At 34.6% G+C, this 12,053-nt stretch carries 12 protein-coding genes; 9 read left to right on the top strand and 3 right to left on the bottom strand.

The features are described from left to right. Positions 1–42 precede the first annotated feature (42 nt). The 4 genes from rsmI (at position 43) to ACFPH8_RS03010 (ending at position 4,597) form a co-directional block, all read left to right on the top strand. Positions 43–711 (top strand): 16S rRNA (cytidine(1402)-2'-O)-methyltransferase, encoded by a 669-nt coding sequence (rsmI, locus tag ACFPH8_RS02995; RefSeq protein ID WP_376858402.1) that lies wholly within the window; start codon positions 43–45, stop codon positions 709–711. A 124-nt stretch (positions 712–835) separates the two neighbouring features. Then, positions 836–2,194: a dihydrolipoyl dehydrogenase family protein gene (locus tag ACFPH8_RS03000; protein ID WP_376858403.1), complete on the top strand. Its 1,359-nt coding sequence runs from the start codon at positions 836–838 to the stop codon at positions 2,192–2,194. 63 nt (positions 2,195–2,257) lie between these two features. After that, positions 2,258–2,830: a uracil-DNA glycosylase family protein gene (locus tag ACFPH8_RS03005; RefSeq protein ID WP_376859103.1), complete on the top strand. Its 573-nt coding sequence runs from the start codon at positions 2,258–2,260 to the stop codon at positions 2,828–2,830. Between the two features lie 39 nt (positions 2,831–2,869). Further along, the gene (locus ACFPH8_RS03010) at positions 2,870–4,597 is read left to right on the top strand and encodes a M28 family peptidase (RefSeq protein ID WP_376858404.1); all 1,728 of its coding nucleotides are present in this window, start codon (positions 2,870–2,872) and stop codon (positions 4,595–4,597) included. A 2-nt stretch (positions 4,598–4,599) separates the two neighbouring features. Here ACFPH8_RS03010 and ACFPH8_RS03015 read toward each other — a convergent pair whose 3' ends face one another. After that, the gene (locus tag ACFPH8_RS03015; protein WP_376858405.1) at positions 4,600–4,866 is read right to left on the bottom strand and encodes a hypothetical protein; all 267 of its coding nucleotides are present in this window, start codon (positions 4,864–4,866) and stop codon (positions 4,600–4,602) included. 271 nt (positions 4,867–5,137) lie between these two features. Then, positions 5,138–5,728 (bottom strand): carboxymuconolactone decarboxylase family protein, encoded by a 591-nt coding sequence (locus tag ACFPH8_RS03020; protein WP_376858406.1) that lies wholly within the window; start codon positions 5,726–5,728, stop codon positions 5,138–5,140. Positions 5,729–5,848: 120 nt separating this feature from the next. On the opposite strand from ACFPH8_RS03020, the gene ACFPH8_RS03025 reads away from it, so the two are divergent. From ACFPH8_RS03025 to ACFPH8_RS03040, 4 genes are all read left to right on the top strand, one after another. Then, positions 5,849–6,277 (top strand): OsmC family protein, encoded by a 429-nt coding sequence (locus ACFPH8_RS03025; protein WP_376858407.1) that lies wholly within the window; start codon positions 5,849–5,851, stop codon positions 6,275–6,277. A gap of 97 nt (positions 6,278–6,374) precedes the next feature. Further along, positions 6,375–8,066: a single-stranded-DNA-specific exonuclease RecJ gene (gene recJ / locus ACFPH8_RS03030; RefSeq protein ID WP_376858408.1), complete on the top strand. Its 1,692-nt coding sequence runs from the start codon at positions 6,375–6,377 to the stop codon at positions 8,064–8,066. A gap of 21 nt (positions 8,067–8,087) precedes the next feature. Continuing rightward, positions 8,088–9,182, top strand: a complete 1,095-nt coding sequence (locus tag ACFPH8_RS03035; RefSeq protein WP_376858409.1) for an OmpA family protein — start codon at positions 8,088–8,090, stop codon at positions 9,180–9,182. Between the two features lie 58 nt (positions 9,183–9,240). Then, on the top strand, positions 9,241–9,600 hold the full coding sequence (locus tag ACFPH8_RS03040) for a DUF6686 family protein (RefSeq protein ID WP_248397054.1): 360 nt from the start codon (positions 9,241–9,243) through the stop codon (positions 9,598–9,600). A gap of 153 nt (positions 9,601–9,753) precedes the next feature. Here ACFPH8_RS03040 and ACFPH8_RS03045 read toward each other — a convergent pair whose 3' ends face one another. Continuing rightward, a complete protein-coding gene (locus ACFPH8_RS03045; protein ID WP_376858410.1) occupies positions 9,754–10,365 on the bottom strand; it encodes a hypothetical protein in 612 nt (203 codons plus the stop codon). Between the two features lie 415 nt (positions 10,366–10,780). Between ACFPH8_RS03045 and ACFPH8_RS03050 the strand changes: the two genes are divergently transcribed. Further along, on the top strand, positions 10,781–12,049 hold the full coding sequence (locus ACFPH8_RS03050; RefSeq protein ID WP_376858411.1) for an MFS transporter: 1,269 nt from the start codon (positions 10,781–10,783) through the stop codon (positions 12,047–12,049). Positions 12,050–12,053 lie beyond the last annotated feature (4 nt).

A 12,053-nucleotide genomic window follows, 5' to 3' on the forward strand; every position in this document is an offset into this window, starting at 1 on the left:
CACATCAGAAGATTGAAATCTAAATAGAAATCAGTTCGCTTTATGAAACTTTACATTGTTCCAACACCTATTGGTAATCTGCAAGACATGACTTTTAGAGCCATAAATGTTTTAAAATCAGTGGATTTAATTCTTGCTGAAGACACCCGAACTTCTGGAAAACTATTAAAGCATTTTGATGTAGATACACCATCACAATCGCACCACATGCATAACGAGCATAAAACAGTTGATGGTTTAATTAATAAATTAAAAAGTGGTGTTACCATGGCTTTAATTAGCGATGCTGGGACACCTGCTATTTCCGACCCTGGATTTTTATTAACCAGAGCTTGTATTGAAAATAATATTGAAGTGGATTGCTTACCAGGCGCAACTGCTTTTGTGCCAGCTTTAGTAAATAGCGGCATGCCAAATGATAAGTTTGTTTTTGAAGGCTTTTTACCCGTAAAAAAAGGACGTCAAACACGTTTATTGCTTCTTGCGGAAGAAACTAGAACCATCATTTTTTACGAAAGTCCGCATAAACTAATTAAAACACTCACTCATTTTTGTGAATATTTTGGAGAAGACAGACCTGTTTCTGTTTCCCGAGAACTCTCTAAACTCTATGAAGAAACCATTCGTGGCACTGCCAAGGACGTTTTAGAACATTACACCAACAAACCTCCAAAAGGTGAAATTGTGGTAGTTGTAGGTGGTAAAAAGTAAATTTTGTTTAAAAAACAATTATGGAAATCTTTTTTGTAGTACGAAGCTCCAGTTGCAAACTTTAAATTTTCCCTAACAGTATCTGTCTAAAATTTCAGTATCTTAATCACTACAAATTAAGATTATGAAAAATAAGCATTACAACGTATTCGTTATAGGAAGTGGTATTGCCGGACAAACCGCGGCAAAAATATGCCGAGAAAATAATTTAAGCGTCGCTATTTCCGATAATAGAGAATTTGGTGGAACTTGTGCCAATAGGGGTTGCGATTCCAAAAAAATATTGTTGCAATTTTCGCAATTAGTATATAAAAGTAACAATTTAAAAGGACGAGGCGTTAAAAAAAATCCGAAGTTAAATTGGAAGCAAGTTCAAAAATTCAGACGTTCTTTTTCAAACCCCATTCCTCCAAAAACAGAACAAAACTTAAAAGATTTAGGTATGTCATTGTACCACCAATCGCCAAAATTTATCAGTAAAAATGAAGTTGAGGTCGAAGGCAAAGTCGTATCTGCCGATTATTTTATAATTGCCACCGGAAATATTCCAAGACCGTTAGATATTGAGGGAAACGAATTTTTAAAAGTGAGTGAAGACGTATTGGATTTAAAGAAAATTCCAAAATCTATTACCTTCATTGGATCGGGATATATTGCCATGGAATTTGCTTGTATGCTCGCCACGCTAGGAAGTCAGGTTACCATTTTAGAACAAGGGAATACAGCTCTAGCTAATTTTGATCCATTTTTAGTAAAAAAATTAATTACTAAACTTGAAAGTTTAGGTGTGAAATTTATTTTTAATGCGGATGTAACAGGTGTTAAAAAATTAAAAAAGAATTTAAAAGTTACTTTTTCTATTGATGGCGAAGTTACCACGCACAAATCGCGATTAGTTATTAATTCGGGAGGCAGAGTTCCTGCCATTGCGGCTTTAGATCTTGAAAAAGCCGTTATTGAAGCCGATCATAATGGTATTGTGGTCAATGATTACTTGCAAAGTAAATCGCATCCAAAAGTATATGCTTGTGGTGATGTTTCCAATAAATCGTTAGCATTAACGCCACTATCAGGACTTCAAGGTTATATAGCTGGACATAATATAATTAAAGAAAAATCTAAAACATTTGATGTTCCATGCATACCGTCCACTGTGTTTACAACACCCAATTTATCATCGGTGGGATATGGTGAAGAAGACGCCAAAGCGCGTTATAAAAATGTAAAAGTGTATCAAGGTGAAGTTAGTAATTGGTTTAATGCTAAAAAAGAAAATGAAGACACCTATGCCTACACCATTCTAGTTAATGAACGTACTGACGAAATTGTAGGTGCTCATATTTTAAGCTCAGAAGCCAATGAAAGCATCAACGTTTTTGCAACGGCTATTTATAATAAAATGACGGTAAAAGAATTCAAGCGTATGGTTTTCACCTATCCATCTTATGTTATAGATATGAAAACGATGATGGAAAATGAATAGATATTGAAAGCAAAAAGAGAATCAATATATTACCAAATTGCTTTAAATATTGAAATGAAAAACATGCAAGAATTACTTCATAGCATTAGTCAATGTACCATCTGTAAAGATCATTTGCCGTTAGGTCCAAGATCTGTAGTAATTGCTCATAAAAATTCTAAAATTATCATTATAGGTCAAGCACCAGGGACTAAAGTTCATGCTTCCGGAATTCCATGGGATGATGCTAGCGGAAAGCAATTACGGAATTGGCTAGATGTTAGCAAAGAACAATTTTATAACCCCGAAAATTTTGCCATTATGCCTATGGGATTCTGTTATCCAGGAAAAGGGAAATCGGGGGATTTACCGCCAAGGCCAGAATGTGCACCACAGTGGCATCAACAATTATTAAAGCAAATGCCGCATGTGGAATTAATTCTACTCATTGGTATGTATGCACAGCGCTATTATTTAAAAAGTAGTGCTAAAAAAACACTTACAGAAACCGTTGATAATTTTCAAGCCTATTTGCCCATGTATTTACCCTTGCCACACCCATCGCCTAGAAATCGGTTTTGGTTAACTAAAAACCCTTGGTTTCAAACCGAAGTTTTACCTATATTAAAAACAAAAGTCCATAGCCTAATCAAATAAAAAATCTATCTTTATTTTTTCGGTTAAAACCCAATTATCATGATTAAAAAAATACTATTTCTCGGCCTTTTCAGTGTAACTTTTTCAAGCTTAACCCAAGCACAAGCCATAAAAAAACAAAGCACAAAAGAAAGTTTAGAGCAAACCGTTATAATTAGTTTTTCAGGCGATTTAGCATACGAAACCACAGCATTTGTTGAAAAATACTGGCGTGTGGTTGGAAATAAAGGATTTAATGAAAGTATTCATTTCATCGCTCAAAATTTAGAAAGTGCTGGTTTCATTTTAGAAGAAAAAGCAAAACCAAACAACCGACTTACCTACCGAATTGAAAAGCGTCCATTAAAAAATCCTACGTGGGAAATGGTGGATGCCCTCGTAACCTTTAACAGCAAAGAAGCACCGCTTTTAGCACATAAAACCAACCGAAATATGGTGGCTTTAAATTCCTACAGCACGCCAAAGGAAGGAGTTACTGCTGAAGTGGTTTATGTGGAAGATGTTCAGAAACTAAAAAAAATGGATGTGAAAGGAAAAATTGTTTTCGCTGAAACCAGTCCATCACGCATTTATAATGATGCCATTGTTAAAGGTGGCGCTATTGGCTTAATGACCTATGATAACCCATCCTATTTACAACCAGAAAAAAATACAACCTCTATTCAATTTCGTTCCATTCCTTTAAATTCTAAATTAAAGCCTTGGGCAATTGCCTTGTCTTATCAAGCTAAAGAGCGTTTAAAAGAATCACTTTCTAATGGGCCAATTACTTTAAATGTTCAAATAGAAACTAAAATATACGAATCGGAAGAACTAACAATTGTTGCTGATATTAAAGGAAATAAACTACCCAATGAGCGCTTGGTTTTTAGCGCGCATGTTCAGGAACCGGGTGCCAACGATAATGCTACAGGCGTTGGTGTTGCATTGGAAATGGCAACGCTTTCAGCGAAATTATTAAAAAATAATACATGGAATCCTACCAGAACATTAACCTTTCTTTGGGGAGACGAAATTGTATCCACAGGTCGTTATGTCCAAGAGGATAAAATGCGTGCTCAAGATATAAAATGGGGAATTAGCTTGGACATGGTAGGCGAAAATACAGACATCACAGGTGGTTCTTTTTTAATAGAAAAAATGCCAGATCCTAGTGCTATTTGGACTCGTGGTAATGATAAACATTCAGAATGGGGCGGAAGTAAAATGAGTTTAGACCAAATGAAACCCCATTATTTAAATGATTTTGTAATTGGTGAATTTGAAGCTCAAGGCAAACGTGCCAATTGGGAAGTTAATACTAATCCGTTTGAAGGAGGAAGCGATCACATGCCTTTTTTACGAAGTAATATTCCAAGTGTCTTGTTTTGGCATTTTACCGATCAGTTTTATCATACGGATAACGACCGATTGGATAAAGTATCTAAAGAAACGCTTAAAAATGTAGGGACAGCGTCATTGCTATCTGCGTATACTTTGTTGAATTCTGATGCAACAACTGCTAAAACAATAATTACCCATATTGAAACCGCAGCTATTTCCAGATTGCATGAAGAATTAAAACAAGGAAAAATAGCCATTAAGAAAGGTGATAAGCTTGCGGAACAAATTGAAATTATTAAAGCTTGGGAAGATTGGTATGTAAAAGCCATAGCCACAACAAGTGATATGTCGCCAGAAGCAACGTCTTTAAAAGAAGCTATTGAGAAAGCACAAGCTTCGGTTCGGGCAACTTCAGAAGCTGCGCTTTTGGAGATGAGTAATTAGTTTTAAAGCAATATTTTGATTAATGATAAGATAAAAATTGATTTTTCTTTGATATTGTTAACTATGCTATTGGCATTATTGTCCACTTTGTACTTGGATCCCTTTTTATACTTTGCTTGAGCTTTAATTTTCTTTTTTGATTGTTTTTTCAAAGTTTTAATCGTTTTTATTTCATGATTTTGATCCATTTTTTTGCCCATTAAGACTGCTAATACTAGTATTACAACAATTAGGGTAATAAATACTAATAATGTTATATGTTCTTCCATTAGAATTATAATTTTCAACTAAAATAATTCACTGTTTTAGTTCTTGCTGTGACACGGTAAACAAATAAAAGTGAAGATTTTAGTCTGTTAGAAAACAAACATCTGAAAATGCCAAATCTTAAAATAGGACACAAAAAATGAAGCTTATAAAAATCTATATTTTACAGCTGTTTCAAGAAGAAATGTATTTTAAAAACATAAAAACCTCACTATTTCTAGTAAGGTTTTGTCAAATCTCTAAAAGCAAAGCGGTCTAAAATCTAGGTTCTAATCACACGTGTTTCCCAACCTCAAAACCATGTTTTCCTAAAAATTGATTTCCACTTTCTATGGCGTCATGTTCTAAAGTTGTTCCCATGCTGTCATTCCATCTATTTAAATAGCCAAACAAAGAAATAACGCCCAACATTTCTACAATTTCGCCTTCATTCCAATGTTGGTGTAAGCGATTTTGAATGGTGTCATCCACGGCATTCGGCACTTGACTCGCTGCTAAACTAAAATCGAGGGCAGCACGTTCGGCTTCCGAAAAAGCTGGATGTGTTCTATAGTCCCAAATATTATCTAACTGTTCCTGTTCTGCACCATAGCGTTCCGCAGCACGAATGGCATGAGCTTGACAATATCTGCAACCTGTTGCGTTGCTTGAAACCCAGGCAATCATGCGTTTTAAAGCAGATGTTACACGACCTTCATTGGCCATAACCGCTTTGTTGAGGTTTATAAACGCCTTGGAAATTGCCGGTCTGCGTTGCATGGTTAATACAGAGTTTGGGCAAAAACCTAGTGTTTCATTAAAAAATTCGGCTAACTCTTTAGTTTCTAAATCGTGGTCTGCGGATAATGGTGTTACAAGTGGCATAGTCTATTTTTTTATTGGTATTTTTGAATAAACAAGCAATATTGAACTGAAAACAGTTTTAATTTATGCCTTTTTCAGAATTAAGTTATAATCCAACAAGTAACAAAAAAATCAACATACATGGCAAATACAAATAAAGTAATCACACATTGGAAAGGGAATCTACAATTTGAATCGGATAACCCAAATGGGAAAACGGTTTTAATGGACACCAGTCCAGAACATGGTGGTCATAGTTCAGGCTTATCACCAAAAGCCATGATGCTTTCGGCTTTAGCAGGTTGTTCAGGATTGGATGTGGTGTCTGTTTTAGATAAAATGAAAGTACAAGTTTCCGATTTCCGAATGGATACCTATGGCGAACTAACCGATGAGCATCCTAAATATTACCATAGCGTTTCTGTAGAATATCATTTTTATGGTGACAATCTAGATGAAAATAAAATTAAAAAGGCAGTCGATTTATCTGTTGAAAAATACTGTGGGGTTATGGAAATGTTTCGAAAATTCGCTACTGTAAAAACAAGTATTCACTATCATAATAAATAATTTTCACTTTGTCATTTAGAGCAAAATGAAGAATCTTTTTTGATAATGTTTTTTTTAAGATGATAATCTAATCGGCAAAACTATAAAAAACAAAGCCATGCGCTGGACCATTAAACCAAAACCGGAATCTAAAAATGTGGATGCTTTGCAAAAAGCACTCAACGTGGAACCCATTGTTGCTAGCTTACTATTGCAACGTGGTATTGAAACCTATGATGCTGCCAAAACATTTTTCAGGCCAAGTTTAAAAGATCTACACGATCCATTCTTAATGAAAGACATGGATATTGCGGTTTCACGAATTGAAAAAGCACTAGAAACTGGCGAAAACATTATGGTTTATGGCGATTATGATGTGGATGGCACGACATCTGTAGCCTTAATGAGTTCTTATTTAAAAACCCGAACTGAAAATGTAGCAACCTATATTCCTGATAGATATGATGAAGGATATGGTGTGTCTTTTAAAGGTATTGATTTTGCAGAAGATAATGGATTCTCGCTCATTATTGCTTTAGATTGTGGCGTAAAAGCTATTGATAAAGTGGCTTATGCCAACGAAAAAGGCATTGATTTTATTATTTGTGATCACCACAGACCAGGAGCAGAATTACCAAAAGCTATTGCTATTTTAGACCCTAAACGAGACGATTGCTCGTATCCATATAAGGAATTATGTGGGTGTGGTGTTGGGTTTAAACTCATTCAAGCTTTAGCTGCTAAACAGGGGCAAACAACTGCCGATTTAACCGAATATCTCGATTTAGTAGCAACGGCTATTGGCGCTGATATTGTGCCTATTACAGGTGAAAATCGCGCACTGGCTTCACTAGGTTTGGATGTTATTAATAGCAATCCCAGACCAGGCATTCAAGCTATTATTGCTGAAGTAAAAAAGGAGCATTTAACCATTACCGATGTGGTTTTTATTGTTGCGCCGCGAATTAATGCCGCTGGACGTATGAAACACGGTAATTATGCGGTGACTTTATTAACGGAAATCAATCCTGAATTAGCAAAAAGTTATGCGGAGGAAATTGAATTTTTCAATACAGATAGAAAAGAAACCGATAAACAAATCACCCTTGAAGCGCTACAGCAAATAGAAACCAATAATGAGCAGGACGGTTTTACAACCGTTGTATATCACGAAGCCTGGCACAAAGGTGTTATTGGTATTGTAGCGTCTCGATTAATAGAAACCTACTACAGGCCAACTTTGGTGTTTACCAAAAGTGGTGATAGGTTAGCAGCATCAGCACGTTCCGTAAGTGGTTTTGATGTGTACAATGCCTTGGAAGCCTGTGCAGATCATATTGAACAATTTGGAGGTCATAAATACGCAGCTGGATTAACCTTGAAATCCGAAAATTACGAAGCTTTTAAACAAGCTTTTGAAGATGTGGTTTCAGAAACTATTGATAAATCCTTATTAATACCAGAAATTAAGATTGATGCTCAAATTGAATTGCGTGATGTAACGCCGAAATTCTATCGCATTTTAAAACAGTTTGCGCCATTTGGACCAGGCAATATGTCGCCAGTTTTTATGACAGATAACCTGCATGATACCGGGTATGGCAAATGTGTTGGTGAAGATAAAAGTCACCTTCGGATTACAGCTACCAATCCAGAACGCACCAATACATTAGTCTGCATAGGTTTTGGGTTAGGTGATAAGCTGGATATAATTACAGATAAAAAACCTTTTTCTGCCGTATATTCTATTGATGAAAATCATTGGAATAATCAAGTGTCCTTGCAATTGAAATTACGGGATATTAAGTAAAAGTGCATAAACTATTGTATCATGAAAAGTTCATTAACACTTGTTATTGGTTTCATTTTCCAGTTTGCGATATCTCAAAATTTAGTACACAACCCAAGTTTTGAAGACTATAAGCGTTGCCCATCATTGCTTGGAAATTTTAATCATTTGGTTACACATTGGTCTACGCCAAATTGGGGTTCAACAGATTATTTTCATGCTTGTAGTAAAACGGTTGGGTTTATAAATTTTTTTGGAAGTCAAAAGGCTAGAACGGGTAAAGCTTATAGTGGAGTGTATGTTTTAGCACCAGAAAATTACCGGGAGTATATTCAAGGTGAATTGTTAGAAACTTTGACTGCTCAAGAAAAATATAACATGACTTTTTATGTGAGTCTTGCGGAAAACTCCAGTCATGCCATTAAAGATTTAGGGATATTATTTTTAGATAAACCCTTGAAAATGCAATCGGAAGCGGTTATTAATATCAATAAGGTTTTAAGTAACGAAAAGAATAGTCATTTTATAAGTATAAGAAGTCAACAATTTTATACTGAAAAAGATGCGTGGGAAAAAGTAACTTTTGAATACACAGCGAAAGGATTCGAACGGTTTTTTATTATTGGAAATTTTGATAAAAATGCCAAAATAACGAAACATGAAGTTCAAAAATCTAAAAATCCAGATGCAGCGTATTATTATCTAGACGATATCCGTTTGGAAGCTTTTAAACCTGCCGACCCTGTTGATATTAAAGTGAAAACCATAGAGGCTGACCAAACGTTAGAAACCGATAAGGTTTACGCTTTAAGAAAAGTGTTTTTCAATTTTAATCAGCATAAACTTTTAGGGTCATCTGTACAAGAACTCGATCAATTATACAATTATTTAGACAACCATAAGCGTTTACAGATTGAAATTTATGGTCATACGGATAATGTAGGAACACAGGAACGTAATGATGAATTATCCTTACTTCGCGCTAAAGAAGTATCCTTGTATTTAATTTCGAAAGGTTTACGCCCTGAACGTATTAAAGCTCGTGGTTTTGGCAATCGCTTTCCCCAAACTACTAATGCTACCCAGGCTGGGCGCGCCTTAAATAGACGTGTAGAATTTAAGCTTATAAAACCATAATTATTATTTAGATTTATTCTAAATAAACTTATATTTGCATCGTTTAAAACCTGCAAGCATGGAAAATGACATTCATAAAATATATCATAATAGCATTGGAATTGCTTTTCAATGGAAATTCCCCGAACAAAAAAAGAAGCCAAAAAAAGTACAATTAGTATTCCGAGATATGGGATTCTACTTATCTTTAGTTGAAATTAAAGAATTTTATAATTGTATTTACGCAACCAAACAATTGGAAACCGATGTTTGTTGTCGTGAAGACTGTGATAAACGCGGTATTATGATAAAATCTCCTAGTGATAAAGTAAGTTTAGCAGTAAACGAAACCGAATTATTACAATTAGAAGACTTATTAAAAGGCACCTTGTTTCAATTGGAGTTAAACGACTATTTAAATCATTTGTGTAAAAACTAATAGTGTAAAAATTTCGGCTTACTATAAAATTAGTTGCCTATTGTACTAATATAACCTGAACCTACTTGTGGTTGGAATATTATAACAAGCAGTAAAGATTTTCGCGATTTATTTTGTGTTAATAGACCAATTTATATCCTATTATAAAATGTTCTATTCAACTTTAAAATAATATTCTTTGTCAGATTCATTTAAATATCTCCAAGAAACATCTCCACAACTATTGAATCCAATTTGATTCGGGAAATTTTCTATTGGATAGTTTTCTATTATAAATTCATTTCTATTGGAGTTTTGAAGCATTCCATTACGCCAACTAATTACATAGTCACCATTAAATTTGGGTTTTAAACCTATTCTATAACTATAAAATTCCCGATTATTCTCAAGTTCAGGAAAGGCTATTATAGTTCCATTTTCGCAGTAATTTGAAAATGTAAGCTGTCCATTAGTCCTAACTAACTCAAACGAATCAATTGCATCTTGGCAGTTTGAAACATTCGTGGGTTCAATAAATTTATAAATTGAAAAATGGTCTGATTGTGGAATTTCCATAAATATCGAATCGTTAATAGACGCATTAAATAGATTACTAGAAATTTTTCCACTTATCCAAATTGTATCATTAATGGAGTAACTATAATCAGTGGATACATTTGCTTTATAAACATTATAAACCAATTTGTCCGCTTCAAGGTCGTCCTCGCAGGTAGTTGCTACTAGAAAAGGTGCAATTATTATAACCTTCAATAAATTTTTAAACATATTTCCTTTTTTATAGTTAGATGCACAATACGTTTAAAGGTTGCGTTGCTTGTTTTATACTTTGATTTCATTTGAAACTGAATTTTAAAAATATATATCCGTTTTTTGTCAGAATGAGTGCCGTCCAAAACTTTTATGACTTGTAAATTTAGTTTCAACAGCTCGCAACTTAAAATTCCCAATTTATTGGACCATTAAAACTAATTTCGTCTTAAAAGGTTTTATTAGAAAGGCTTCGTGTTGTACTTTTGTGCTTTCTTTTTTTCTCATGGATTGGAATCGGTTTTATAAACGTGTTTTACTTCATTTGAAATGATAATATTTTAATAGAATAAAAATCAATAATTATCTGCAACGTTTTAAATAAACTTGTAGTTTTAAAATAAAAAGGTCCCTGCTTTTGTAGGAAACAAGTATGTCTAAAAAAGATCCATACGCAGCCTTGCGTATCAAAGAATTCAATATTTTTTTAGTACTTCGTTTTGCATTAGTATTTGCATGGTCTATGCAATTTATTATTATTGAATGGCAAGTGTATAGTATTACAAAAGATCCGTTATCGCTTGGTATTATTGGCTTGATGGAAATTATTCCAGCTTTAGCCATGGCTTTATTTGCTGGACATATTGTGGATCAACGTGAAAAACGCAATTTATTGGCTGTTTGCATGGCATTATTTTCGTTAATAAGTTTGGGCTTATTTCTTTTAACTTGGCCAAAAATTGTAGCAGATTGGTCTTCCAATACCATTTTATATTCTATTTATGCGCTCGTTTTTTTTGGTGGATTTTTACGTTCCTTTTTCGGGCCAACTATTTTTTCATTGGTTGCTTTAATTGTAGCCAAGAAAATATATCCAAATGCCGCTACTTGGAGTAGTTCTACATGGCAAATGGCATCGGTTTTAGGACCTGCAACAGCTGGGGTTTTAATAAGTGTTATTGGTGTGCATTGGTCGCTTTGTTTTGTTTTCGGACTTGTTGTTTTTGCATTAATGACACTTACGCAAATAAAAAAGAAACCGATTTTAAACCCAAAAATAGGCGAACCTGTGATGCAAAGTTTAAAAGAAGGTTTGAATTTTGTATTTAAAACTAAAGCTATTTTAGGTGCTTTAACCTTGGATATGGTTGCCGTTTTATTTGGTGGCGCCATTGCCTTATTGCCCATTTTTGCACAAGATATTCTTCATGTCGGGTCCGAAGGATTTGGTGTACTACGAGCGGCTCCCGCCGTTGGTGCTTTTTTAACCATGTTAATTACAGCCTATATTCCCATTAGTAAAAATGCGGGAATGAAGTTATTAGCGGCTGTGTTTGGTTTTGGTATGTGTATAATTGTTTTTGGACTGTCCTCTATATTCTGGATTTCGGTAGTTGCGCTATTTTTTAGTGGTGTAACCGATGGTGTTTCTATGGTAATTAGACAAACCATATTGCAAATTAAAACACCCGACAATATGCGTGGTCGCGTGGCATCCGTAAACTCCATGTTTGTGGGCTCATCCAACGAGCTTGGTGCTTTTGAAAGTGGCGTTACCGCAAAATTAATGGGAACTGTAACAGCCGTTGTTTTTGGCGGAACCATGACCTTAATTACAGCAGTTACCACTGGAATTGTTTCGCCTTCGTTTAGAAAGCTAGATTTAACAGCCGATTTGGAGGAGCATGAGAATGCGGAATAATTAA

Origin of the sequence: Bizionia hallyeonensis (assembly GCF_042657385.1) — a bacterium.
Taxonomy (GTDB): Bacteria; Bacteroidota; Bacteroidia; order Flavobacteriales; family Flavobacteriaceae; genus Algorimicrobium; species Algorimicrobium hallyeonense.